Source organism: Streptosporangium sp. NPDC004379 (assembly GCF_042873875.1).
In the GTDB taxonomy this organism is placed as follows: Bacteria; Actinomycetota; Actinomycetes; order Streptosporangiales; family Streptosporangiaceae; genus Streptosporangium.
This window is the reverse complement of sequence record NZ_JBIAMC010000001.1, coordinates 720,871-746,741: the sequence shown is the minus strand read 5'-3', so window position 1 is coordinate 746,741 and position 25,871 is coordinate 720,871. Positions and strand designations below refer to the sequence as shown.

The following is a 25,871-nucleotide window of genomic DNA, read 5'->3' as shown; positions in this document are numbered from 1 at the left end:
CCTCCGCAAGGCCGCCCCGCACCGGCCGCCCGTACGGCTGTGCCGTTCCGCCGGGGCCGTCAGACGCCGAGCAGTTCGGCGGCGGCCTGGGCGTTGGCCCGCGCCGCGCCGTACGTGGCGAGGTAGGTCACGCCCTCGGGCCGCCAGACCGGCAGGCCCATCTCCACCACCGTCGCGTCCGGGCGGACGGCCAGCAGCGCCGAGACCACCGACCGGCCGACGGTGTGGCGGTGGGCGTCCTTGACCACCACGACCAGGGAGCGGCCCTCGGCGCGCGCCAGCAGAGCGGGCACGTCGGCGTCCTCCGGCCGGACCCGAACGACCTCCGCCCGGGGCAGCAGCGGGCCGAACCCCCACGGCACGTCCCCGACCGCGATGGTCGGCGGGGTCTCCATCTCCACCACCAGCGGATCGACGAGCGGGGCCGCGGTCCCGGTGAGCCTGACCGCCCGGCGGGCCGCGGCCAGGCCGACCACCCGCTCCCCGTCCATGCCCGCCGCGGCCGCCGTCCTCGCGTCCGCCCGGGACGCGGCGAACCAGGCGCGCAACCGCGCCACCCGCTCGGCCGCCTCCTCCAGGCGCTCACCGGGCAGCCGGCCGTCCCGCACCGCGGCGAGGATCCCGGCGATGATCCGGCGGACGTCCTCCTCGGTCGGCAGCGGACCGAGGCACAACAGGTCGGCCCCGGCGGCCAGGGACAGCACGGCGCCGTCCACCAGGCCGTAGGCGTCGGTGACGGCGCGCATGTCGAGGGCGTCGGAGACGACCACCCCGTCGTAGCCCAGCTCGCCGCGGAGCAGGCCGGTCAGCGCGGCCGGTGACAGCGTGGCGGGAAGCGCGCCGGTCAGCGCGGGGACGCGGACGTGCGCGGTCATGATCGACTTGGTCCCGGCGTCGATCGCGGCCCGGAAGGGCACCAGCTCGCGCTCGCGCAGCAGCTCCAGGGAGGCGTCGACGAGCGGCACCTCCAGGTGGGAGTCCTGGTGGGTGGCGCCGTGGCCGGGGAAGTGCTTGACGCAGGCGGCCACCCCGGCGGACTGCAGGCCCCGCACCGCGGCGACGGTGTGCCGGGCCACCAGCGCGGGATCCGGCCCGAACGAGCGGGTGCCGATCACCGGGTTGTCGTCGGCGCTGTTGACGTCCGCGGACGGGGCCATGTCGAGGTTGATCCCGCAGCGGGCCAGGTCGTCGCCGATCGCCCGGTGCACGCGCCGGGTCAGCTCGACGTCGTCGACGGCGCCCAGGGCGGCGTTGCCGGGGTAGGGGCTGCCCTCGTGGTAGTCGAGGCGGGTGACGTCGCCGCCCTCCTCGTCCAGTGAGACGACCGGCTCACCCGCCTCGCGCAGTCGCGCGGTGAGGGCCGTCAACCGGTCGGGGCCCGCGACGTTGAAGCCGAACAGGGTGACGCCGCCGAGGCCGGCCGCAAGTTCCCGCACGATCCACTCTGGGGCGGTGACGCCCTGGAAGGCGGCGAGCAGCGTGCCGGCCGCGAGACGGTACAGGCCCCGGTCGGCGGGACCTGCGGTGAGCTCGGACATGGCGCTGGAACGCTCCTTACCTGGGGAGTCGCCGGGACGGGTCGCCCGGCGGAGGGGATCGGGGGGCGGGGTCCGACGGCGCGGACCGCGCGGACGGTGCGGACCGAGTGGACCGTGAGGACCGTGAGGACCGTGAGGACCGGGGGATCGGTCGCCGGCGGCGTCCCGTACGGCCCGCACCGCGTGGGCGCCGGGCCGTACCGGTGCCGGGGTCAGCCCTTGACGGCGCCCGCGACGAGGCCGGTGACCATGCGCCGCTGCACCAGGAGGAAGAAGACGACGACGGGGATCGTCATCATCGTGGAACCGGCCATGATGGCGCCCCAGTCGGTGCCGCGCTGGCCGAAGAAGAACTGCAGCGCGACGGGCATCGTGTAGCCCGAGGAGTCCGACATCAGGATGAGCGCGAAGATCAGCTCGTTCCACGCGGTGATGAACGAGAAGATGCTCGTCGCCACCAGGCCGGGGGCCACCAGCGGGAACAGCACCCGCCAGAAGGTCGTCATCCGGCTGGCGCCGTCGATCCAGGCGGCCTCCTCCAGCGACCTGGGCACCGCGGCGACGAACGTGCGCAGCATCCAGATGCCGAACGGCAGCGTCAGGCCGACGTTGATGACGATCAGACCCAGCAGCTGGTCGTACAGGCCGAGCCGCTTGACGTTGAGGAAGAGCGGGATGAGCAGCGCCTCCGCCGGGATCATCTGCACGATGAGCAGCAGGACCAGGAAGCCCGTACGGCCCCGGAACGCGAAGCGGGCGATGGCGGTGGCCGCCAGCAGCGCGAGTGCGGCGCCGATGAGGACGGTGCCCAGGGCGACGATCGCGCTGTTGCGCATGTAGAGCCAGATGGAGTTGCCGGCCACGCCCTCGCTGAGCACCCGGTCCACGTGCTCGAAGGTGAAATGGGTGGGGAACGGGATGAAGTCGGTGGTGAAGATCTGGTCGTTGGCCTTGAAGGAGGTCGAGACCATCCAGTAGACGGGGAACACCGCGAACAGGAAGACCAGCAGACCGGCCGTGTTCAGCGCGATCCTCGTGAGGCGCTTGCGGGCGAGCGGGGTCATCGCAGGTCCTCCGTCTTGACGAGCTGCCGGATGTAGACGGCGGTGACGACGAGCAGGATCAGCGTCAGGATCACCGCGATCGCCGCCCCGACGCCCATCTTCGGCGGGCTGCGGAACGCCTCGGCGAAGGAGAACATCGACAGGTTGAACGCCTCGCGGTTGGTCGGCCCGTTCATCAGCACGTACAGCTGGCTGAAGACCTTGAAGTCCCAGATGATGGACAGGATCGTCAGCACCGAGAAGACCGGCTTGAGCAGCGGGAAGGTGACCTTCCTGAAGATCCGCCAGGGGGTGGCGCCGTCGACCCGGGCGGCCTCGTAGAGCTCGGTGGGGATGCCCTTGAGACCGGCCAGCACCGACACCGCGACGAACGGGAACGACGACCAGAGGACGCAGACGACCAGCACGAGGTAGATGGTGAACGCGTCGTTCAGCCACGGCTCGCCGGTCCAGTCGGACCGGTCGAACAGCAGCTCCGACAGCCAGTCGGGCAGGAGGTTCAGCGCCCAGTTGATCATCCCGGCGTCGGCGTCGAAGAGCCACCGCCAGATGACGCCCTGGGCGACCGGCGGCACGGCCCAGGCCGACATGATGCCGATGACCACGAAGGTGGACATCCTCTTGCTCAGCCGGTTGAGCAGGGTGCCGACCGCGGTCCCGAGGACCAGCGTCAGCGTCACCGTGACGGCCGCGAACACGACGGTGTTGCGGAGGGAGGACCAGAAGACCTCGTTGTCGAGGACCCTGGCGTAGTTGTCCCAGCCCTCCCAGGTCGCCGGCTTCTTCCCGTTGATCTGGGGGATCCCCACCTTCTGGAAGGAGATGAAGATCATCTGTCCCAGCGGGTAGAGCAGCAGGCCGGCGATCACCAGCAGGCCGGGCGCGAGCAGGACGTAGGGGACGGCCCGGGGGGAGAGCCCGCGGGCCTTGGCGGGACGTTGCGGTGCGTGGCGGCGCCGCCCCGGGGCGGGGGTGGCCCCCCCGCCCCGGGCGACCGTGGACGTGTTCGTCATAGGGCTACTGGTTCAGGATCTCTTCGAGTTCCCCGTTGGCCTTGGCCAGGGCGTCGTCGGCGGTGGCCTTGCCCTCGATGACCGACCGGGCGGCGTTCTGCAGCACGGCCTTGGTCTCGTTGGCCTCGGTCCAGTTGGGGTCGGCGGGGAACGCCTTGGCCTTGGCGAAGGCGGCGGCGAACGGGGCCTGCGCCGGGTCGTCCTTCAGCTTCGCGAGGGCCTCGGGATAGATCGGCAGCAGACCGCCGTCGGCGGCGTAGCGGCCGGCCCACTCCTTGTTCGTGGCCAGCCTGAGGTAGTCGGCCGCCAGGTCCTTGTTCTTCGCGCCGTCCCAGACGGCGATGTCGTTGCCGCCGAAGAAGGACGGGGCCTCACCGCCGGACTTGGCGGGAAGCGGGAAGAAGCCCAGCTTGTCGCCCTTCAGCTTGCCCTTGCTGTCCTCCTCGATGCCCGGCAGGTCCCAGCCGGCGGTCAGGTACATGCCGACCTTGTCGTTGGCGAACCGCTTGCGGATGTCCACCGTGTTCTGCGTGAGGCGCGACTTGCCGGACAGGCCGTCGGTGACCAGGCTCGTGTAGGTGGCGAAGCCGTTCTTGAACGTGGGGTCGGTCAGCTTGCCGACCCACTTGTCGCCCTCCTTGACGGCGTACTCGCCGCCCTCGGACCAGGCGAACGCGGCGAGCAGGTGGTTGGCGTCGGAGCCGCCGTTGAAGGCGAAGCCGTCGACGTCCTTGCCCTTCTTGGCCTGGATCTTCTTGGCCGCGGCGACGACCTCGTCCCAGGTCTTCGGCACCTCGATGCCGAGGTCCGCGAACCAGTCCTTGCGGTAGAGCACCGCGCGGGAGCCCGCGCCCCACGGGATGGCGTAGACCTCGCCGTCGATGGTCTCCAGGCCGAGGAGGTTCTTCGGGATCCCCGCCTGGTCGCCGGACTTCACGATCTCGCTGACCGGGGACAGCGCCTCCTGGCTCTGCCAGAGCGGCACCTGGTCGTTGCCGATCTCGGTGACGTCCGGGCCGGCGCCGCCCGCGGCGGCGGCGGTGAACTTGTCGTTCACCTGGGGCCAGGGGATCCACTCAAGGTTGACCTTGGCGCCGGACTCCTTCTCGAAGGCCGCGTTCAGCTCGTCCATGTACTTCTGGGCGGCCGGGTTGCTGTCGCCGAGCCGCCACACGGTGAGCGTCTGGCCGGCGTACTTGGGGCCGGAGGCGGCCGGCGCCGACGCCCCGGAGGTGGCGGCGCCATCGGACGAATCAGAGCCGCCGCACGCGGCCAGTCCCAGCGCGAGGGCTGCGGTGGCGGCCGTCGTGGTGGCGATTCTCGCGAACTTCACTGGAGTTCTCCCTTTCCGGCATTTCAACGGGGGTGACGCTCTTCGGGCTGTCGGCTCGGGTCCCCGCGACCCGAGCTCGCTCCGGGCGGAGTGGGCGTCCTGTAGCCCGCGGGACTGTCGCCTGCGGGCCGGCCATGGTTAAACTAACAATAAACTTTCTTAAAAGAAACGATCGTTAGCGGATCGTGACGGGGGGAGCCGACCTTGCCCAGACGCCCGGGAACACCCCGGCTGCTGCGCCAGCTCAACGACCGGGCGGCGCTGGAACTGCTGCTGTCCGGCGGGCCGCTGACCCGGGCCGAGCTGGGAGAGCGGACCGGCCTGTCCAAGGTCACCGCGGGGCAGCTGCTGGCCCGCCTGGAGGAACTCGAACTCGTCACGGTGGTCGGCGAGCAGGCGGGCGGGCGCGGCCCCAACGCGGCCCTCTACGGCCTCGTGCCGTCGTGCGCGTACGCCGCCGGGCTGGACGTCCAGCCGGACCGCGTCAGCGCGGCGGTGGCCGACATCACCGGCGAGACCGTCGCCGAGGTGTCGGTGGACCCCAACGGTCACGACGACCCGGTCCGCCTCGTCTGCGACGCCGTCGAGGCGGTCTGCGCGTCGGGCGGCATCACCCGCTCCCGGCTGCGCGCCTTCGTGATCGGCACCCGCGGCGTCGTCGATCCGGGCACCGGCGACGTCCGCTTCTCCTTCGACCTGCCGTCCTGGCACGTGGGCGTGCTCGCCGGGCTCCGCGACGCCCTCGACGTCCCCGTGCGGATAGAGAACGACGTCAACCTCGCCGCGCTCGCCGAACACGCCCACGGCGCCGCCTCGGGCCTGGACGACTTCGTGCTCGTCTGGTCCGGGGTCGGACAGGGACTCGGGGTGATGCTCGGCGGGCGGCTGCACCGGGGCTTCACCGGCGGCGCGGGCGAGATCGGCTGGCTCCCGGTGCCGGGGGAACCGCTCCCCACGGACGTGCACGAGCCGCAGTCCGGCTCCTTCCAGCGCCTGGTCGGCGGGGACGCCGTGCGCGGCCTGGCCGGCGCGCACGGCATAGGTCTCGGCCTTGACCTCGGCGTCGGTGTCGGCGTCGGCTCCCGCCCGGCCGGCGCGTACGGCACCGCCTCCGGCCCCGCATCGATCTCCGGGCCGGTCGCAGGGCCGGTTTCAGGGCGCGTCCCAAGGGCCGGGATCGGCGGCGTCGGCGGTGTCGGCGCGTGGGGTTCCGCGAACGGCTCGCATGAGGTCGCTCTCTCCGACGTGTCCGCGTCTCTGGGCGACCACGTCCGCGCGGCCGTCGAGGAGGGGGCGGAGGACTTCCTCGTCGAGCTGGCCGGCCGGCTGGCGGTCGGCGTGGCGGCGGTATCGGTGGTGCTGGACCCCGGCCTGGTCGTGCTCAGCGGCGACGTCGGCCGGGCAGGCGGCTCCACGCTGGCGGCCAGGGTCGAGGAGGCCGTGGCCAGGATCTGCCCGAGCCGGCCGCGGGTCGTGGTCTCGCGGGTCGAGGGCAACCCCGTGCTGCGCGGGGCCCTGGTCTCGGCCCTCGGCCAGGCCCGCGAGCAGGTCTTCTCCGAAACCGTCTGACCGGCCCCGGCCCCGGCCCCCTGGTCCCGGCCCGGCCCCGGCTCCGTTCCGGGGCCGCAAGCGGGTGTTCCCAGGACGGCCCGGCGGGTTCCACCGACGTGAAGCCCGAATCCGAGACCATGGCCGGTGCCGCGTGCCCTCGGGGCCGTACGACGGTCGCCGCGGTCAGGCCCGCAGGCGCAGACCGCGCGGGGTCGGGTGGAACCCGGCGGCCTCCAGCGCGCCGGCCAGGGGGGAGTCGCCGATGGCCGAACCGTCCGCGCGCTCCACGGTCAGCTTGCCGAGGGCGCCGTCGCGTACGGCCAGAGCCAGCGCGTCCACGGCGGGCCGCAGTCGCTCGCCGTCGGTGAAGGACAGCAGGGTCTTGCCGCCGCGCTCGACGTAGAGCACCAGGTGCCCGTCGACGAGCACCACCAGGGAACCCGCCTTGCGGCCCGGCTTGTGGGACACCTCCCCGGGATGGGCGGGCCACGGCAGGGCGGCGCCGTACGGGTTGGCGGGGTCGGCGGCGGCCAGCACCACCGCCCGCGGCGTGTCCGCCGCGGGCTTCCGGGTGCTCCAGAGGTCGGGGGCCGGTTCGACGGGCCGGGGCGGCTCCGCCGCGGCGCGCATGCGGTCCACGGCACCCGGCAGGGCGAACTGCGCCCCGCCCAGACCTTCGACGAAGTAGCCCCGGCGGCAGCGGCCGCTCTCCTCGAACGCGCGCAGGACCTGGTAGACGGCGGCGAACCCGCCGGGCAGCCGCTCGGCGGCCACCGCGCCCCGGGTCACCACGCCGTGCCGTTCCAGCAGCGTCTCGGCCTGGGCGTGCGCCCGCTGGGTGGCGTCCCCCGCGGGCTCGGGCAGCAACCACCAGCGCCCGCTCACGGTCGGCGGGCCGCTGCGGCTCGGCAGCACCGGCCGCCGCCTGCGGGTGGTGGCCGGGCGGTGCGCCGGGCGGCCGGTGCCGAGCGTGGCGCGCAGCGGCGCCAGCGTGTCACCGGTGATCCGGCCCGCCCACACGAGGTCCCACACCGCGGCCGCGAGCACCGTGTCGTCCGGGGGCGGACCGGACACGAGGAGCGCGCCGGCGCGGACGCCCAGCTCGCGGAAGAACAGCGCGCCTCCGCCGCCGAGGGCGGACAGGACCGCCTCGTGCAGCGGGGTCATGCTGATCTCCAGCGGCTCGGGCATCAGCAGGGGCGCGGTGTCGGCGAAGTACAGCGCCACCCAGCCGTCCGCGCCCGGCAGCGAACCCTGCCCGGCCCAGACGACCTCGCCCGAGGAGGTCAGCTCGTCCAGCAGCGACGGGTCGTATCCCGGCACCCGGGAGGGCAGGACCAGCGTCTCCAGCGCGGAGGCGGGCACCGCCGCGCCCTGGAGCTGCTCGATCGCGCCCACCAGCGCGTCGATCGGCGGCCTGCCCTTCCGGGAGGCGCCGGTGACGCCGTGCCAGGCGGGGGCGAAGGCCGCGAGCGTCTCGGGGGAGACCGGCTCGACCTCCTTGCGGAGCCGGGCCAGCGACCTGCGGCGCAGCAGCCGCAGCACCCCGGCGTCGCACCACTCCTCGCCCCGGCCACCGGGCCGGAACTCCCCGCTCACCACCCGGCCCGTCGCGGCCAGGCGGCGCAGCGCGTCGGTGACGACCGCCTGCCCCAGGCCGAACCGCACCGCGGCCGTCGCCGCCGCGAACGGGGCGCGGGTGCGGGCGTGCCGGGCGACCAGGTCGCCCAGCGGGTCGTCCACCGGCTCCAGGAACGCCTGCGGCACGCCGACCGGCAGCGGCACGCCGAGCGCGTCGCGCAGCCGGGAGGCGTCCTCGATCGCCGCCCACCGCTCCTGACCGGCGATCCGTACCCTGATCGCCCGCCTGGACTCCTCCAGGCCGGTCAGCCACGCCGGGTCGCCCTCGCGCAGGCTGACGTCCTCGGCGAGCAGCGGACCGTGCGAGCGCAGCAGGTCGGCGAGGTCCTCGGCGTCGCGCAGCGGCCGGTCGAGCCGTGCCAGCTCGCGCTCGGTGTCGGCGATGACGTCGGGGTCGAGCAGCTCGCGCAGGTCGGCCTGACCCAGCAGCTCGGCCAGCAGGGTCGTGTCCAGCGCCAGCGCCTGGGCACGGCGCTCGGCCAGCGGGGCGTCGCCCTCGTACATGAACGCGCCGACGTAGTTGAACAGCAGCGACGCGGCGAACGGCGACGCCTGCGAGGTCTCCACCTCGACCAGCCGCACCCGCCGCGCCGCGATGTCGCGCATGAGCCGGATCAGGCCCGGCACGTCGAAGACGTCCTGCAGGCACTCGCGCATCGTCTCCAGCACGACCGGGAACGAGCCGTAGCGGCTCGCCACGGCCAGCAGGTGCGAGGCCCGCTGCCGCTGCTGCCACAGCGGGGTGCGTCTGCCGGGCGTGCGGCGCGGCAGCAGCAGGGACCGCCCCGCGCACTCCCGGAAGCGCGCGGCGAACAGCGCCGAGCCGCCGAGCTCCTCGGTGACGATCCGCTCGATCTCCTCGGCGTCGAAGACCGCGACGTCGGACGGGGGGTCGGAGAGCGTGTCCGGGATGCGCAGCACGATCCCGTCGTCGGAGTGGATCGCCTGGACGTCGACGCCGTAACGCTCGCGCAGCCGCCGCCCGATCGCCAGGGCCCACGGCGCGTGCACCCGCGCGCCGTACGGCGAGTGCAGCACGACGCGCCAGTCGCCCAGCTCGTCGTGGAACCGCTCGACCACCAGCGTCCGGTCGTCGGGGACGTATCCCGTGGCCTCCCGCTGCTCGGCGAGGTAGGACAGCAGGTTGGCCGCGGCGAACCCGTCGAACCCGGCCGCCCGGATCCGCTCCGCCGCGCCGTCCCCGGAGGCGGACACCTCGCGGAGGAAGGCGCCGATCGCCCGGCCCAGCTCGGCCGGGCGCCCCGCGCTGTCGCCGTGCCAGAACGGCAGCTTGCCCGGTCGGCCGGGCGCGGGGGAGACCAGGACCCGGTCGGCAGTGATGTCCTCGATCCGCCAGGACGTCGCGCCCAGCACGAACACGTCGCCCACCCGCGACTCGTAGACCATCTCCTCGTCCAGCTCGCCCACCCGCGAGGACTTCTCCCCGGCCAGGAAGACGCCGAACAGCCCCCGGTCGGGGATCGTGCCGCCGTTGGTCACGGCCAGCCGCTGGGCCCCGGGCCTGCCCCGCAGGACACCCGTGACGCGGTCCCAGACGATCCGCGGGCGCAGCTCGGCGAACTCCTCGCTCGGATAGCGCCCGGCGAGCATGTCGAGCGCCGCCTCCAGGGCGCCGCGGGGCAGCGTGCGGTACGGCGCGGCCCGCCGTACCAGGGTCTCCAGGTCGTCCACCGTCCACTCGTCGAGCGCGGTCATCGCCACGATCTGCTGGGCGAGCACGTCGAGCGGGTTACGGGGACAGCGCAGCTCCTCGATCTCCCCGGCGCGCATCCGCTCGGCCACCACGGCCGTCTGCACCAGGTCACCGCGGTACTTGGGGAAGATCACGCCACGGGAGACCGCCCCCACCCGGTGACCGGCCCGGCCGATCCGCTGCAGGCCGCTGGAGACGCTCGGCGGCGACTCCACGCAGGCGACCAGGTCGACCGCGCCCATGTCGATGCCGAGCTCCAGGCTGGAGGTCGCGACGACGGCGGGCAGCCGCCCGGACTTGAGGGCGTCCTCGATCGCCGCGCGCTCCTGCTTCGACACCGACCCGTGATGGGCCCGGACGATCTCCGGGATCACGCCCCTGGACGCGCCCGCCTGCGCCATCATCTCCGCCGGGGTGGCGGACGAGGCCGTCGGCGGCGTGGAGGCGACGCCCGGCGTGGGGCCGGCCGGGGCGGAGCCGGGCGGGGTGGGGAACCCGTCGGCCCAGTGGACGGGCTCCGTAGGGGTCCCCTTCCAGGGCGTTCCGTCGTCCCCGCCGTCCCCGGCGGCGTCGGCGTCCCCGGTGCCGGGCCGTCGTTCCCAGGCCAGCTCGTTGAGCCGGGTGCAGAGCCGTTCGGCCAGCCTGCGGGAGTTGGCGAACACGATCGTCGAGCGGTGGGCGCCGATCAGGTCGAACAGCCGCTCCTCGACGTGCGGCCAGATGGACCGCCGGGTGGGCGGCTCGGTGAGCCAGCGGTCGTCGCCGAGGTCGCCGTCACCGGGAGCACCGTCACCCAGAGCGCCGTGGCCGGGAGCGCCGCCGTCACCGGACGGCGACCGCGGCGGGGCGGAGTCGAGCTCGGTCATGTCCTCGACGGGGACGACGACCTCGATCTCGATCTCCTTCTCCGAGGGGGGCTGCACCACGACGGCCGGACGGGGACCGCCGAGGAACTCGGCGACCTCGCTCACCGGGCGCACGGTCGCCGACAGCCCGACGCGCTGCGCGGGGGCGGGCAGGAGGGCGTCGAGCCGCTCCAGGCTGAGGGCCAGGTGGGCGCCGCGCTTGGTGCCCGCCACCGCGTGCACCTCGTCGACGATGACCGTCTCCACCCCGCGCAACGCCTCGCGGGCCTGGCTGGTCAGCAGCAGGAACAGCGACTCGGGGGTCGTGATGAGGATGTCGGCGGGCCTGGCCGCGAACCGGCGCCGCTCCTCCGGCGAGGTGTCGCCCGACCGGATCGCCACGGAGATCTCCGGCACCGGCAGTCCGAGCCGCCGGGCGGTCTGCCGCAGCCCGGTCAGCGGCGCCCGGAGGTTGCGCTCGACGTCGACCGCCAGCGCCTTGAGCGGCGACACGTAGAGCACCCGGCAGCGCCGGGCGGCCTCGCCGTCCTCTCCGGCGCGCCCGCGGGGACCGCCGGAGCCGCGAGGGTCCCGCCGGTCGCCGGACTTCCGGACGACCCGCTCGGTCCCGCCGGACGGGGCGGAGCCGGGCCCGCCGTCCGCCCCGGAGACAGCGGCCGTCTCCGCCGCCTCCGCCGCGCGCTCGGCGGCCAGCCGGTCGAGCGACCACAGGAACGCCGCCAGCGTCTTGCCGGAGCCGGTGGGCGCGACGACGAGGGTGTTGTCCCCGCGGGCGATCGAGGCCCACGCCCCCTCCTGGGCGGCGGTGGGCATGGCGAAGGCGCCGGCGAACCATTCCCTGGTCACCGGGCTGAAGTGGTCGAGCGCTGAGCCGGTCACGGATCCATACTGCCCTTCGCCACCGACAGAACCGTCCGCCCGCGGGACGTCACACGGTGCGGGGGGATATCGACAGAATCTACCTTGAACATGATCTGAGGTCCTTGTTATCCGTTTTAAACCTTTTATCCGCATAATTCTCGCGTGCACAGTTACGACGAGCGGCTGACGGACCTGGTCTTCTCCTACATGAAGGAGCGGCTCTCACTCGACCCCGTCCCCCTCGACAACCCCGGCGTGAAGGACAAACTCGACGCGGCCCTCGCCGGGCTCATCACGCCCGGCGGCACCGACGCCGGAAAGGTCCTGGACGTCTACGCGACCCAGCTGGCCCCGGCGGTCATCTCCGCCGACAGTCCCCGCTTCCTGTCGTTCATCCCGGCCGCCCCCACCAAGGCCGCCCTGCTGTTCGACATGGTGGTCTCCTGCGCGTCGCTGCAGGGCATCTCCTGGCTGGAGGCCTCCGGCGCGATCGCCGCGGAGAACCAGGTGCTCAGGCTGATCGCCGACAGGGCCGGCATGCCGGCCGGCGCGGGCGGCTGCTTCGTCTCCGGCGGCTCGGCCGCCAACCTGTCCGCGCTCGTCGTGGCCAGGGACACCGCCCGGCACCGCCGCCCCGGGGGCCGCCTGCGCGTCGCCGTCAGCGACCAGGCGCACTCCTCCGTCTCCAACACGCTGCGGATCATCGGCGTGGACGCCCTCGTCGTGCCGTCCGCCGACCACCGCCTCACCGGAGAGGCGCTGCGCGCGGCCCTGGCGGCCGACCCCGACCCCTCCGACGTGATCGCCGTCGTGGCCACCTGCGGAACCACCAACGCCGGGATCATCGACGACCTCGCCGGGGTCTCGGAGGTCGCCCGCGAGCGCGGCATGTGGTTCCACGTGGACGGCGCGTACGGCGGCGCGGGGCTGTTCGCGCCCTCCGTGCGCCACCGCTACGAGGGGATCGAGCACGCCGACTCCTTCGTCGTCGACCCGCACAAGTGGCTGTTCGCGCCCTTCGACTGCGCGGCCCTGCTCTACCGCGAGCCCCGCCTGGCCCGCGCCGTGCACACCCAGGACGCCTCCTATCTCGATGTCCTGCACGTGGAGGGCGACGAGTGGAACCCCACCGACTACGCCTATCACCTGACCAGGCGCGCCCGCGGCCTGCCGCTCTGGTTCTCCCTCGCGGTCAACGGCACCGACGCCTACACCGAGGCCGTCGAGAGGGGGCTGTGGCTGGCCCGCGAGACCGCCGCGCTGATCGGCCGCACCGGACACCTGGAGCTGATCCGCGAGCCCGAACTGTCGGCGGTGCTCTTCCGCCGCGCCGGCTGGACCGGGCGGGACTACTACGAGTGGTCCGAGCGGCTGCTCGCCGGGCAGGTCGGGTTCGTCACGCCGACCGGATGGGAGGGCGAGACGGTCGGAAGGTTCGCGTTCCTGCATCCCGGCACGACGATGGAAATCGTGGAGGAGATCATCGCCACGACGGCGTGACCGCGGCCCGGGGTGGCCCGCTGCGGGCCCACCCCGGGCCCGCCGTCGGGCTCACTGCTGGGTCCACCGTGGGCCCGCGGCGCAGGTCCCGGGTCCGTCCCGGCCCGTCCCGGCCCGTGCCGGGCGGCGTGGCCGCCCGGCGGACACCGGGCGCGTCCGGTCATGAGCACCGCGGGGAGGGGTCAGACTGGAGGCATGCGCCTGTCGGATTTCTGGAACCGGATGAGACTCCACTTCGGTGACGCCTACGCCGAGTCGTGGGCCCGCGACTACGTCATCGCCGGCCTGGACGGCAGGACGGTGAACCAGGCGCTGGCGGACGGCATCGCCGCCAAGGACGTCTGGCGGGCCGTGTGCGGGGTGTCCGACGTCGCCGCCGCCCTGCGCTGAGCGCCGGCGCGCGCCGATCCGCCGTCCGCACCGTCCCGCCGGTCCATGCCGCGCGGCCGATCCGCCATGCCGTCGTCCGCGACATCCCGTCGTCCACGCCGACCCGCCGTGCGCGCCGATCCGCCGTCCCGCCGGTCCGTGCCGTGCGGCCGGCCCGTGCCATGCGGTCCATCCGTCCCGCGACGCGGGGCGCCGGGGACGGATGGGAGCGTCGAGCCTCCGTCGAACAATCGTTCGGCTATATTGGACACGCCGCCACCGATGGCGTGCTCTTCCAGAAAATGTCGGTCGCACCCCGTAGCTTTCTGGCAACCGATTCATCCCGTGACCCTCCAGGGGGGCTCCCATGGCAGCTAACGACCGCGAGAAGGCGCTCGAGACCGCTCTCGCCCAGATCGAGCGGCAGTTCGGCAAGGGCTCCGTCATGCGTCTCGGCGACGAGGCGCGGGCGCCCATCGAAGTGATCCCGACCAGCTCCATCGCACTCGACGTCGCTCTCGGCATCGGCGGGTTCCCGCGCGGCCGCATCATCGAGATCTACGGTCCCGAGTCCTCGGGTAAGACCACGGTCGCCCTGCACGCGGTGGCCAACGCCCAGAAGGGCGGCGGCATCGCGGCGTTCATCGACGCCGAGCACGCCCTCGACCCGGATTACGCGAAGAAGCTGGGCGTCGACACCGACGCGCTCCTCGTCTCCCAGCCCGACACCGGTGAGCAGGCGCTGGAGATCGCCGACATGCTGATCCGGTCCGGCGCGGTCGACCTGCTGGTCATCGACTCGGTCGCGGCCCTGGTGCCCAAGGCCGAGATCGAGGGCGAGATGGGCGACAGCCACGTCGGTCTCCAGGCGCGCCTGATGTCCCAGGCCCTGCGCAAGATCGCCGGCGCGCTCAACAGCAGCGGCACCACGGCGATCTTCATCAACCAGCTCCGCGAGAAGATCGGCGTCATGTTCGGCTCGCCCGAGACCACGACCGGTGGAAAGGCGCTGAAGTTCTACGCCTCGGTCCGTCTCGACATCCGCCGCATCGAGACGCTCAAGGACGGCACGGAGGCGGTCGGCAACCGCACCCGGGTGAAGGTCGTCAAGAACAAGATGGCCCCGCCCTTCCGCGTGGCCGACTTCGACATCCTCTACGGCGTCGGCATCTCCCGTGAGGGCGGTCTGATCGACATGGGTGTCGAGCACGGCTTCGTCCGCAAGTCCGGCGCCTGGTACACCTACGAGGGCGACCAGCTGGGCCAGGGCAAGGAGAACGCCCGCAACTTCCTGCGGAACCACCCGGACATGGCCAACGAGATCGAGAAGAAGATCAAGGAGAAGCTCGGCATCGGCCCGCGCCTCGACAGTCCGGCCACCCCGCCGCCCGCCGCTTCCGCTCCCGCCGCTCCCGCTCCCGCCGCGTCCGGCCGGGGTTCCAAGGCGACCCCCAAGCCGGGTGACGCCTGATCCGGGACCGGCCGATGACGACGGGACCTGACTCGACGACAGGACCGACGGGATCCGACTCCGGTCCGGCCGGCCAGGCCGGGCCGCGGGACTGGGGCGCCTGGCCCGACGTGCCCGAGCCCTCGGGTTCCTCCCGGAAGGGGGGAAGACGCGAGGGCCGGCGCGGAGGGAGGCGTTCCCGGAGCGCCCCCGACGGGCGTCTCCCGGACGGGCCGGTCGAGGGCTCCCCGGCGAGCCAGGGCCCCGACGCCGACCCGCAGGCGGTGGCTCGCGCCATCTGCCTGCGGTTGCTGACCATGGGGCCGCGCACCCGGGCGCAACTCGCCGAGGCGTTGCGCAAGCGCGACGTGCCCGACGAGGCGGCCGAGGCCGTGCTCGAACGGTTCTCCGAGGTCGGGCTCATCGATGACGAGGCGTTCGCCGCCGCCTGGGTGAGCTCGCGCCACACCGGGCGGGGGCTGGCCCGCAGGGCGCTCGCCTCGGAGCTCCGGCACCGCGGGGTCGACGAGGACACGGTGAAGGAGGCCGTGGAGCAGCTCGACCCCGAGCAGGAGGAGGAGACCGCTCGCAGGCTGGTGGCGCGCAAGCTCTCCGCCACCCGGGGGCTGGACCGTGCCGTCCGGACCCGCAGGCTGGCGGGCATGCTCGCCCGCAAGGGGTACGGTCCGGGGCTGGCGTTCCGCGTGGTCCGCGAAGCCCTGGAGAACGAGGAGCCGGAAGGCGCCGCGTTCGCCGACGACCTCGACCACCCCTTCGACTGACGCGCTCCCCGGCCTGAAGGCCGGAGCGCCGCGGACGATTCCGGTAGCACTCCGGTCCGGGCGTCGCCTCCGCGATGCCGCTCCGGAACGCCGCCTTCGCGATGCCGGCCGGTTCGTAGTGCGCCTTTGCTTGCCCGTTACCTGTTTGACGCTTAGCCTCGACGACAGTGAGGAGTTACTCCGCGCAGTGCGGATTGTCATAACGGTTGATTACGGGCGAACAAAGCGGCGGATGAGGGCGGACGACGCGCCGGCGTGATCAGCCGGTGTGGAGTGGACCCTCGGTCGGCACCTGCCGTGGTGACGACACCGCCTGACTTCTCCGTGCCGTGCGTGTGACCCCTCGCATGCTTGATATCCGCGACGCGAGGAGGGCGGGGCGCGCATGGATCCGATTGTGGTCGTCATACTGACCGGGGCCGTCGCGGTTCTTTCGGTGGTGACGATAGTCGCGTTGATCGTGTTGCTGCGCCGTACCGGCGGCGGGCCGATAGGCCCTTCTCCCGCGCAGCTGGCCGAGGTCCAGACCGAGCTGGAGGCCGCCCGGCGGGAGGCCGCCGACATCCGGGCCAAGGCGGAGAGCGACGCGGGGGAGATCCTGCGCAGGTCCGAGCTGGCCGTCGAGGCCGCCGCGGAGCTGCGCAAGGAGGCCGAGGCGGAGAGCCGGGGCCTGAAGTACGAGATCAAGGAGCTCCGCTCGGACCTGGAGCGGCGGGAGAACCGGCTGGCCGAGCGGGAGCAGCGCCTGGACGAGGAGGCGAGACGCCAGGCCGAGCGGGCCCGCAAGCTCGCCGAGACCGAGACCGAGCTGGCCGCCCGCCGGGAGGAGCTCGACCGCGTCGCCGATGAGCGCAGGGCCGTTCTGGAGCGGGTCGCCGGTCTCACCGGTGACGAGGCCAAGACCGAGCTGGTGCGCGAGATCGAGAACCAGGCCAAGCGCGAGGCCGCCCTGATCGTCCGGCAGATCGAGAGCGACGCCCGCAAGGAGGGCGAGAAGCGCGCCACCAAGATCGTCACACTGGCGGTCCAGCGGGTGGCCACCGAGCAGACCGCCGAGTCCGTCGTCAGCGTCCTGCACCTGCCGGGCGACGAGATGAAGGGCCGCATCATCGGCCGCGAGGGCCGCAACATCCGCGCCTTCGAGACGACGACCGGGGTCAACCTCATCATCGACGACACGCCCGAGGCGGTCCTCCTGTCGTGCTTCGACCCGGTCCGCCGTGAGACCGCCCGGCTGACGCTGGAGAAGCTCGTGCTCGACGGGCGCATCCATCCCCAGCGGATCGAGGAGGCGCACGAGCGCAGCAGGGCGGAGGTCAGGGAGCTGTGCGTGCGGGCCGGTGAGGACGCCCTGGTGGAGCTGGGCCTCACCGACATGCACCCGGAGCTGGTCACCCTGCTCGGCCAGCTCCGCTACCGCACCTCCTATGGCCAGAACGTGCTGGGCCATCTCATCGAGTCGGCCCACATCGCCGGGATCATGGCCGCCGAGCTCCGGCTCGACCCGACGCTGCTCAAGCGCTGCACCGTCCTGCACGACATCGGCAAGGCCCTCACCCACGAGGTCGAGGGCAGCCACGCGCTCATCGGTGCGGAGATCGCCAGGAGATACGGCGAGCACGAGGACGTCGTCCACGCCATCGAGGCCCATCACAACGAGGTGGAGGTCAAGACCGTCGAGGCGGTGCTGACCCAGGCGGCCGACGCCATCAGCGGCGGCCGGCCGGGCGCCCGGCGCGAGTCGCTGGAGGCGTACGTCAAGCGGCTGGAGCGGCTGGAGGAGATCGCCACCTCCTATGACGGCGTCGAGAAGGTCTTCGCCATGCAGGCCGGCCGGGAGGTCCGCGTCATGGTGAAACCCGACGGTGTGGACGACATCCAGGCCCAGGTGATCGCCCGCGACGTGGCCAAGCAGGTGGAGGAGGAGCTCACCTACCCGGGGCAGATCCGCATCACGGTCGTGCGGGAGTCCCGCGCCACCGAGTTCGCCCGCTGAACCCGCCCGACCCGCCTGTCCCGTCTGCCAGGTCTGCCAGGTCTGCCAGGTCTGTCCGCCTGGCCCGTCCGGTCCGCCCTGCCGCCCGTACGGTTCCGGCCGGTCCGTGCCCTCCGGCCCACCGGATGCCCTCTCCGGGGGCGGGACCCGTGGCCGGTCCGTGGGACGGCCGGGACGGACCGGGCCGGGCTCTCAGCCGCGGAAGATCTGCTGGTAGAAGGCGAGCTCGGTGGCCAGGGCCGCGCTGCGGGTCTCCACGCGGCGGAAACCGTGGGCCTCGCCCTCGAAGGTCATGTAGGTGCACGGGACACCGCGCTCGGCGAGCGCGTCGGCGAACGCCTGCGACTGGGCGGGCGGCACAACCGGGTCGGAGAGCCCCTGCAGGAGCAGCATCGGGCAGCTCACCCCGGCGACCCGGGCGAGCGGTTCGCGGGAGCCGTACAGGACGGGGTCCTCCGGGCCGACCAGCCACTCGACGTAGCGGGACTCGAAGTCGTGGGTGGCGGCGACGAGCGGGCCGAGCGCGCTCACCCCGTAGTAGGAGACGCCGCCGGCGAACGCGTCGGAGGCGCAGCAGGCCGCCATGACGGTCCAGCCGCCCGCGCTGCCGCCCCGGATCGCGATCCGCGCGGGATCGGCCAGACCCTGAGCCGCCAGCCACCCGGCGGCGGCGACCACGTCCTCGACGTCCACCACCCCCCACTCGCCGTGCAGCCGGTCGCGGTAGGCGCGGCCGTACCCGGTGGAGCCGCCGTAGTTGACGTCGAGCACGCCGATGCCCCGGCTGGTGAAGAACGCCTTCCACAGGTCGGGCTCGCTCGTGCTGTGCGAGGTGGGGCCGCCGTGGACGGACACGATGTAGGGAGGGGGGCCCTCCCCGCGGCAACGCGGGTTCGACGGCGGGTGGACGAACGCGTGCACCGCCCGGCCGGACCGGCCCTCGATCTCCACGCTCCGTGCGGCCGGGAGGTAGGCGCTCTCCGGAGGCTCCTCGGTGTCGTGCCGGAGCTCCTCGGTGCGTCCGGACGGCAGGTCCAGGCGCACGAGCGAGCGGGGCGTCGCAGGGCCGTAGCCGATCCCGACGAGTGAGCGCCCGTCGCGGTCGAGGACCGGGGCCCAGCCGGAGTAGGGCACGTCCAGGTCGGTCAGCGTGCCGCCGGCCGGGTCGAGGACGCCCAGCCGCAGGTCTCCCCGCCCGTGCAGGACCGCGATCCGCCCGTCGTCCAGCACGGCGTAGGGGTGGGCGCCGAGCTGCCACAGCGGTCCGGCGAACTCCTCCTCCGCCGGGTGGAGCGCCTCCGGGGCGGCGCCGTCCAGTGCGACCCGGTAGAGGTTCCACCAGCCCGACCGGTCGGAGACGAGGTACAGGGCGCGGTCGCCGCACCAGCGGGGGGCCAGAACCGACTCGGCGGGCCCGCCGCAGAGCGTTCGTGAACGGCCGTCGGCCAGGCGGGTGATCCGCAGCTCTGTACCGTTCCACGGCATGCGCGGGTGGTCCCAGCAGATGTAGGCCAGGTGCTCTCCGTCGGGGGAGAGCTCCGGGTAGGCGTAGAAGTCGCTCCCGCCGACGTGCTCGCGCGGTTCGGCGGAGCCGTCCAGCGGGACGGAGACGATCGAACGGCTCACCCGCCCGTCGTGGTGCCGCTCCCGGACGCACCAGACCCGGCCGTCGCGGACGCTCATGTCCGCGTAGCGGAGCCCCGCGTCCCGGCCGGGCTCCGGCGTGATCGGCCGGGGCGCGCCGCCCGGGAGCAGCAGGTGAAGACGCTGGTCGGCGAGATTGGCGAACACCACGCCGCCGCCCGGGACGACCGCGTAGGCGCGCCCGCCGTACTCGTGGACACGGGTACGGGCGTTCCACGGCGAGGCCAGCAGCTCGTGGAGCGTGCCGTCGGGGTCGCGCCGCATGATCGTGGTCCGTCCGCCCTCGGCGGGGCGGTCCTCGGTCCACCACACCTGCTCGCCGGACACCGTCGGATACGCCGGGCGCAGCCCGGACCGGGCCACCTCGGCGGTGGACACCGGCGAAGGCCAGGCGGCGTACGGCAGGACGGCCTGCTCGGGGGACATGAGGTCATCCTGCCCGATAACCCGGCGCGTGTCGCCGGTATGACACGCGCCATGGCCGCACCGGAACAGGTCCGGCCGCCCGCACGGGACGGCGGGCGGCCGGAAGGGGATCGCGGCTCAGACGGGAGTGGCACCGCTGCCGACGGCCACGCCGACCGCACCCGGCGGCTCGATCGGCCCGGCCGCGGACTTGCGGCTGCGGCGGCTGCGCCGCTCCAGCCAGGTGGCCACGGCGCTGAGCGTCATGTTCAGGCCCACGTAGATGATCCCGATGACGATGGCGGCCGGGATCAGCGACCCGAAGTTGACCGCAGGGATGATCTTGAAGCCCATGTTCAGCAGGTCGACGTAGGCGATGATGTAACCGAGGGCGGTGTCCTTGAGCAGCACCACGAGCTGGCTCACGATCGCCGGCATCATCGCGGTGACGGCCTGGGGGAGCAGGATCAGCCGCATGACCCCGCCCTTGCGCAGCCCGATCGCGTAGGCGGCCTCCGACTGTCCCTTGGGGACGGCGCGGATGCCCGCCCGGACGATCTCGGCCAGCACCGACCCGTTGTACAGGGTCAGACCCGTCACCAGCGCGATCAGCGTGTAGTCGCCGCCGCCGAACGCACTGGGCGCCAGGTAGAAGATGAAGAAGATCAGCAGCAACAGCGGGATCGCCCGGAAGACCTCGACGACCACGCCGGCGGGCACCCGGAGCCACGCGTGGTCCGACAGCCTGGCCAGGCCGAAGATCGCGCCGAAGACCAGTGCGAGGATCGCGGCGAGACCCGCCGCCTTCAGCGTGCCGAGCAGGCCGGGGATGATGTAGACGGTCCAGGTGTCGAGCCGGACGAACGGCTCCCAGATCTGCCCGTCCCACTGGCCCTTGGCGTCGAACCTGGCGTAGACGACGTAGAGGACGGCGACCACGGCGACCGCCGCCACCAGCGTCAGGACGTTGTTGCGCAGCCGCGCGCGGGGTCCCGGCGTGTCGAACAGGACCGACGCCTCGGATCGGCTCATCGGGCCACCGCCAGACGGTTGGCGAGCCAGCCGGTGAGGAAGCCGATCGGCAGGGTGACCACCATGAACGCGATGACGAGCCCGATGAAGATGGGGATCGACACGCCGGTCTCGTCGAAGGTGTCCTTCATGACGAACGCTGACTCCGCCAGGTAACCGGCCGCCACCGCGACCGTGGTGTTCTTGATCATTGCGATCATCACGCTGCCCAGCGGGGCGATGACCACGCGGAACGCCTGCGGAAGGATGATCATCCTCAGTGACTGGAAGAACGTCAGCCCGATCGCGCGGGCCGCCTCCGCCTGCCCCAGCGGCACCGTGTTGATCCCCGAGCGCAGCGCCTCGCAGACGAACGTCGCCGTGTAGGCCGACAGGCCCAGCGTCACCAGCCAGAACCCGTTGCTGCTCGGCTCGTCCGAGAAGGTGAGCCCCAGGGTGTCGCTGAGGCCCAGCGCGGAGAACGCCAGGACCAGTGTGAGCGGGGTGTTCCGCACGATGTTGACGTAGGTGGTGCCGACGGCCCGCAGGACCGGGACCGGCGCGACCCGCATCGACACCAGGATCGTGCCCAGGATCAGGGACAGGACAGCGCAGACCAGGGAGAGCTGCACGTTCTTCAGGAAGCCCGCCAGCAGGTCCGGCGCGTATTTGATCAGATCGTCCATCGTGCTCCATCGGGGGACGGCAGCGGCCGGTGGCCCGAGGTCGGGTCACCGGCCGCCGCTCCTACGAGACCGGTCGTGGCGTCAGGCGCAGGGCTCGAACTTCGGCGCCTCGGTGGGCAGCTCCAGACCCTGGGTCTTGCCGAACCACTTGTCCAGCAGCTGCTTGGCCGTGCCGTCCTGGTACATCTTGGTGATGGCCGTGTTGATGGCCTCGCAGGTCTTGGTGTCGCCCTTCTTCAGGCCGACGCCGTACTTCTCGTCGGTGAACGGCTGGCCGAGGACCTTGAACTTGTCGGGCGCCTGCGCGGCGAACCCGGCGAGGATCAGGTTGTCGGTGGTGACGGCGTCCAGGTTGCTGCCCTGGAGCTTGGCCACGCACTCGGAGTAGGTCGCCGCGCCGACGAGCTGGGCGTCCAGGTCGAGCTCACCCTCCGGCGGCGGGTCGGTGATCCGCTTGTAGGAGTTGGAGCCGGCCACCTGGCAGATCCGCTTGCCCGCGAGGTCCGTCGGCTTGGTGACCTTGGTGTCGTCGGCGCGGACCATGACGTCCTGGTGGGCGACGATGTACGGCCCGCCGAAGGTCACCTTCGGCTTGCGGCTGTCGGTGATGGAGTAGGTCGCCACGATCATGTCCACCGTGCCGTTGGCGAGGAACGCCTCACGGTTGGAGGAGGCGGACTCCTTCCACGTGATGTCCACGTCCTGGCCGCCGCCCAGCTCCTTGACGATGTACTTGGCGACGTCGACGTCGAACCCCTCCGGCTCGGCGCCCTTCTTCAGGCCCATGCCCGGCTGGTCCCACTTGGTGCCGACGACGATCTTCTTGGCGCCCTTGACCTTGTCCACGACCGTCGAGTAGGCGGCGCTGCCGCCGTCCCCGCCGTCGTCGCCCCCGCAGGCGGCCAGACCCAGAGTGAGCGCGCCGACGGCCGCCAGCGCCGCACCGGCACGTAGTAGTCGCATGTTTTCGTTACCCCTTTTTCCTGGAAATGTGCAGCCGGCCCGAGAGCCTCAGTGGGTGAGGATCTTGGAGAGGAAGTCCTTGGCGCGATCGGTCCGGGGAGCGGTGAAGAACTCGTCGGGGGTGTTCTCCTCGACGATCTGCCCGTCGGCCATGAACACCACCCGGTCGGCCGCGCGGCGGGCGAAGCCCATCTCGTGCGTCACGACCGCCATCGTCATGCCTTCGGCGGCGAGCCCCACCATGACGTCGAGCACCTCCTGGACCATCTCCGGGTCCAGCGCGGACGTCGGCTCGTCGAAGAGGATCATCTTCGGGTCCATGGCCAGGGCCCGGGCGATGGCCACCCGCTGCTGCTGGCCGCCGGAGAGCTGGGCGGGGTACTTCGACGCCTGCGCGCCGATCCCGACCCGGTCCAGCAGCTCCATGCCCCGGCGCTCGGCCTCGGCCCTGGCGGTGCCCCTCACCTTGATCGGCCCCAGTGTGACGTTCTCGAGGATCGTCTTGTGCGCGAACAGGTTGAAGGACTGGAACACCATGCCGACCTCCGACCGGAGCCGGGCCAGGGCCTTGCCCTCGGCCGCGAGCGGCTGCCCGTCGAAGGTGATCGTCCCTCCGTCGATGGTCTCCAGCCGGTTGATCGCCCGACACAGGGTCGACTTGCCGCTGCCCGAGGGGCCGATGACGACCACGACCTCGCCGCGGGAGATGGTCAGGTTGATGTCGCGCAGGACGTGCAGGCTGCCGAAATGCTTGTTCACGTCCTTGAGCACGACAAGAGGAGTCGCGTCCCCGTTCTCCGTCATGGAGCACAACGTAAAGCCGTGAAGGGCACCTCGGGCTAACCCTGCGGTACCGATCAGGTCACGACCTGGAGATATGCGATGAAATAGGGATGAATTCGTGTCAGAGCCGCTCCGGAGTGTCAGATCCGCGCGAGACCCGCCGGGTCGAGTGTCAGTTTGCACGGTTCGGTCAGCTCGGCCACCCCTCCGGCGGCGACCCGGTGGACGAGCCGGTAGCCGCCGTCCTCGTCGAGCTCGTAGGTGAACACGATCGGCAGTCGCTCGTTGCCCTGTCCCTGGAAGGGGAGCATCTCGATCCGCCAGAAGTGGGGGATGCCCGCCTCGGCGTACTTGGAAGGCTTCAGCCTGCGGTCGGTCGCCGTGGTGGACCTGGAGACGATCTCCACGACCAGGTGGACCCATTCGGGCTGGGCGACCTCGGCTCCTTCGCTGAAGGGCTTCTTCTCCACCAGCATCACATCGGGGATGACACCCGGCTTGCGATCCAGGATCAGGCCGGTCGCGGTGACCGCGACCATGTCCTCCGGTGCGACGGACTCCAGGTAGGTCTGTAGCCGGTCTCCGAGGCGCTGGTGCCTGAACGGTGGGGCAGGGGACACGATGAGGCTCCCGTCGATGAGCTCGTAACGACTGCCGTCGTCGCGTGAGTTGAGCTCGAACCACTCATCGACACTGAGCTCCCCGGGGGTGGACCAGAGGCCGTTCCGCTTCGGCGCCGCCTTCTTCCTGTGAGGCTTGTTGGCCTTCACCGGCGCCTCCGAGGTCTGCACGAGCATCGCCATACGGCTCACCGCCCCAAATGCTCTGTCGGTCGAGTCTTATTCTCGCACGCGGCTTCGGGCCCCACCCTAACAAGGATCATTACTCTCCGTTTGTTTTCCCTTACCGAAAGTGCGGGGGGTGGCGGCCGTACCGGGAGGCCGCGCGGAGCGCCTACCCTTGTCTGTTGAGATGACTGCCACCGTGGAGAGCACCCGCACGTACGAGGTCCGTACCTACGGGTGCCAGATGAACGTGCACGACTCCGAGCGCCTGTCGGGCCTTCTCGAAGACGCCGGATACGTCCCGGCGCCCGAGGGGGAGACGGCCGACGTGGTCGTGTTCAACACCTGCGCCGTCCGGGAGAACGCCGACAACCGGCTTTACGGCAACCTCGGCCACCTGCGTCCCACGAAGGCGGGCAGGCCCGGCATGCAGATCGCCGTGGGCGGCTGCCTGGCCCAGAAGGACCAGGGGGAGATCGTTCGCAGGGCGCCCTGGGTGGACGTGGTGTTCGGCACCCACAACATCGGTTCGCTGCCGGTGCTGCTGGAGCGGGCCCGCGTCCAGCAGGAGGCGCAGGTCGAGATCAAGGAGTCGCTGGAGACCTTCCCCAGCACGCTGCCCACCAAGCGGGAGTCCGCCTACGCCGCCTGGGTGTCGGTCTCGGTCGGCTGCAACAACACCTGCACGTTCTGCATCGTGCCGTCGCTGCGCGGCAAGGAGAAGGACCGCCGCCCCGGCGACGTCCTGGCCGAGGTGCGCACCCTGGTGGGCCAGGGGGTCCTGGAGGTCACGCTCCTCGGCCAGAACGTCAACACCTACGGCGTGGAGTTCGGCGACCGCTTCGCCTTCGGCAAGCTGCTGCGCGCCTGCGGCGACGTGGAGGGGCTGGAGCGGGTCCGCTTCACAAGCCCGCACCCGGCCGCCTTCACCGACGACGTCATCGCCGCGATGGCCGAGACGCCCAACGTGATGCACCAGCTCCACATGCCGCTGCAGTCGGGCTCCGACCGCGTCCTGAAGGCGATGCGCCGCTCCTACCGCGCCGAGCGCTACCTCGGCATCATCGAGCGGGTCCGCGCGGCCATGCCGGACGCCGCCATCTCCACCGACATCATCGTGGGTTTCCCCGGCGAGACCGAGGAGGACTTCCAGGCCACCCTCGACGTCGTGCGCGCCTCGCGCTTCGCCAACGCCTTCACCTTCCAGTACTCCATCCGGCCCGGCACGCCCGCCGCCACCATGGACGACCAGGTCCCCAAGGAGGTCGTGCAGGAGCGCTACGAGCGCCTCGTGGCCCTGCAGACCGAGATCTCCTGGGAGGAGAACGGGAAGCAGGTCGGCCGGACGATCGAGGTGCTGGTGGCCGAGGGTGAGGGCCGCAAGGACGAGGCGACCCGCCGCCTGTCCGGCCGCGCCCCCGACAACCGCCTGGTGCACTTCACACCGAGCTCCCGGGACGGCGACGCCGCCGGGACGCCGCGCCCCGGTGACATGGTCGCCGTCGAGATCACATACGCGGCGCCGCACCACCTGGTCGCCGACGGCCCGATGCTGGGCCTGCGCCGTACCCGCGCGGGCGACGCCTGGGAGGCCCGGCAGGCCGCCCCGGCCGCCTCGGGCGGGGGCGTCCTGCTCGGCATGCCGGCGATCGGCCGGCCCGCCCCGCTCCCGCAGGAGACGCCGGGCTGCTCCGTCAGCCCCTGAACCGCGTGGGCCGATCCGGCCCACCTCCTTCCGTACGGCCCGCCGCGGCGCCTCCGCGCGGCGGGCCATCGCCCCTCTCCACCGCCGCTCTCCCGTACGGTCCCTCTCCGTACGGCCCGCCGCGGCGTGTCCCGCGCGGCGGGCCGTGATGGTCCTCCGGCGGTCTTTTCCAGTCCTCCGCCGTTCTTTTCCGGTCCTTCACACGATCGTC

The 25,871-nt window shown here is 72.3% G+C and carries 18 protein-coding genes; 7 read left to right on the top strand and 11 right to left on the bottom strand.

Annotation, left to right across the window (positions count from 1 at the left end; genetic code table 11):
* Positions 1 to 59: 59 nt before the first annotated feature.
* The 4 genes from ACFYSC_RS03290 to ACFYSC_RS03275 form a co-directional block, all read right to left on the bottom strand.
* Positions 60 to 1,538, bottom strand: coding sequence for a glycoside hydrolase family 3 protein (locus tag ACFYSC_RS03290; protein WP_389955869.1), 1,479 nt, complete (start codon positions 1,536 to 1,538; stop codon positions 60 to 62).
* 212 nt (positions 1,539 to 1,750) lie between these two features.
* On the bottom strand, positions 1,751 to 2,602 hold the full coding sequence (locus tag ACFYSC_RS03285) for a carbohydrate ABC transporter permease (RefSeq protein WP_362928239.1): 852 nt from the start codon (positions 2,600 to 2,602) through the stop codon (positions 1,751 to 1,753).
* Positions 2,599 to 3,615 (bottom strand): sugar ABC transporter permease, encoded by a 1,017-nt coding sequence (locus ACFYSC_RS03280; RefSeq protein ID WP_362928241.1) that lies wholly within the window; start codon positions 3,613 to 3,615, stop codon positions 2,599 to 2,601. Before ACFYSC_RS03280 ends, ACFYSC_RS03285 begins: the two co-directional genes overlap by 4 nt.
* 4 nt (positions 3,616 to 3,619) lie before the next feature.
* A complete protein-coding gene (locus ACFYSC_RS03275) occupies positions 3,620 to 4,948 on the bottom strand; it encodes an extracellular solute-binding protein (protein ID WP_389955865.1) in 1,329 nt (442 codons plus the stop codon).
* A gap of 204 nt (positions 4,949 to 5,152) precedes the next feature.
* Here ACFYSC_RS03275 and ACFYSC_RS03270 point away from each other — a divergent pair, with 204 nt between their 5' ends.
* Complete coding sequence (locus ACFYSC_RS03270) at positions 5,153 to 6,517, top strand: ROK family protein (RefSeq protein WP_389955862.1); 1,365 nt, start codon at positions 5,153 to 5,155, stop codon at positions 6,515 to 6,517.
* A gap of 165 nt (positions 6,518 to 6,682) precedes the next feature.
* On the opposite strand, the gene ACFYSC_RS03265 is transcribed toward ACFYSC_RS03270, so the two are convergent.
* Entirely contained in the window at positions 6,683 to 11,533 is a 4,851-nt protein-coding gene (locus tag ACFYSC_RS03265) for a DEAD/DEAH box helicase (protein WP_389956341.1), read from the bottom strand.
* Positions 11,534 to 11,743: 210 nt separating this feature from the next.
* Here ACFYSC_RS03265 and ACFYSC_RS03260 point away from each other — a divergent pair, with 210 nt between their 5' ends.
* The 5 genes from ACFYSC_RS03260 (at position 11,744) to rny (ending at position 17,678) form a co-directional block, all read left to right on the top strand.
* The gene (locus tag ACFYSC_RS03260) at positions 11,744 to 13,081 is read left to right on the top strand and encodes a pyridoxal phosphate-dependent decarboxylase family protein (RefSeq protein ID WP_389955860.1); all 1,338 of its coding nucleotides are present in this window, start codon (positions 11,744 to 11,746) and stop codon (positions 13,079 to 13,081) included.
* Between the two features lie 195 nt (positions 13,082 to 13,276).
* Complete coding sequence (locus tag ACFYSC_RS03255) at positions 13,277 to 13,471, top strand: DUF3046 domain-containing protein (RefSeq protein WP_362928251.1); 195 nt, start codon at positions 13,277 to 13,279, stop codon at positions 13,469 to 13,471.
* A 346-nt stretch (positions 13,472 to 13,817) separates the two neighbouring features.
* A complete protein-coding gene (gene recA, locus ACFYSC_RS03250; protein ID WP_389955857.1) occupies positions 13,818 to 14,921 on the top strand; it encodes a recombinase RecA in 1,104 nt (367 codons plus the stop codon).
* Between the two features lie 110 nt (positions 14,922 to 15,031).
* A complete protein-coding gene (recX, locus tag ACFYSC_RS03245; protein WP_389956338.1) occupies positions 15,032 to 15,682 on the top strand; it encodes a recombination regulator RecX in 651 nt (216 codons plus the stop codon).
* A gap of 385 nt (positions 15,683 to 16,067) precedes the next feature.
* Positions 16,068 to 17,678, top strand: coding sequence for a ribonuclease Y (gene rny, locus ACFYSC_RS03240; RefSeq protein ID WP_389955855.1), 1,611 nt, complete (start codon positions 16,068 to 16,070; stop codon positions 17,676 to 17,678).
* Positions 17,679 to 17,870: 192 nt separating this feature from the next.
* Here rny and ACFYSC_RS03235 read toward each other — a convergent pair whose 3' ends face one another.
* From ACFYSC_RS03235 to ACFYSC_RS03210, 6 genes are all read right to left on the bottom strand, one after another.
* On the bottom strand, positions 17,871 to 19,748 hold the full coding sequence (locus ACFYSC_RS03235; protein ID WP_389955852.1) for a S9 family peptidase: 1,878 nt from the start codon (positions 19,746 to 19,748) through the stop codon (positions 17,871 to 17,873).
* Between the two features lie 117 nt (positions 19,749 to 19,865).
* Positions 19,866 to 20,759: an amino acid ABC transporter permease gene (locus tag ACFYSC_RS03230; RefSeq protein ID WP_389955849.1), complete on the bottom strand. Its 894-nt coding sequence runs from the start codon at positions 20,757 to 20,759 to the stop codon at positions 19,866 to 19,868.
* A complete protein-coding gene (locus ACFYSC_RS03225; protein WP_362928263.1) occupies positions 20,756 to 21,424 on the bottom strand; it encodes an amino acid ABC transporter permease in 669 nt (222 codons plus the stop codon). Before ACFYSC_RS03225 ends, ACFYSC_RS03230 begins: the two co-directional genes overlap by 4 nt.
* An 81-nt stretch (positions 21,425 to 21,505) precedes the next feature.
* Positions 21,506 to 22,387, bottom strand: coding sequence for a glutamate ABC transporter substrate-binding protein (locus ACFYSC_RS03220; RefSeq protein WP_362928265.1), 882 nt, complete (start codon positions 22,385 to 22,387; stop codon positions 21,506 to 21,508).
* Between the two features lie 48 nt (positions 22,388 to 22,435).
* The gene (locus tag ACFYSC_RS03215) at positions 22,436 to 23,191 is read right to left on the bottom strand and encodes an amino acid ABC transporter ATP-binding protein (RefSeq protein WP_389955845.1); all 756 of its coding nucleotides are present in this window, start codon (positions 23,189 to 23,191) and stop codon (positions 22,436 to 22,438) included.
* A 119-nt stretch (positions 23,192 to 23,310) separates the two neighbouring features.
* Positions 23,311 to 23,973, bottom strand: coding sequence for a Uma2 family endonuclease (locus ACFYSC_RS03210; RefSeq protein ID WP_389955843.1), 663 nt, complete (start codon positions 23,971 to 23,973; stop codon positions 23,311 to 23,313).
* Positions 23,974 to 24,142: 169 nt separating this feature from the next.
* Between ACFYSC_RS03210 and miaB the strand changes: the two genes are divergently transcribed.
* Positions 24,143 to 25,660 (top strand): tRNA (N6-isopentenyl adenosine(37)-C2)-methylthiotransferase MiaB, encoded by a 1,518-nt coding sequence (gene miaB / locus ACFYSC_RS03205; protein WP_389955840.1) that lies wholly within the window; start codon positions 24,143 to 24,145, stop codon positions 25,658 to 25,660.
* The last annotated feature ends 211 nt before the right edge of the window (positions 25,661 to 25,871 follow it).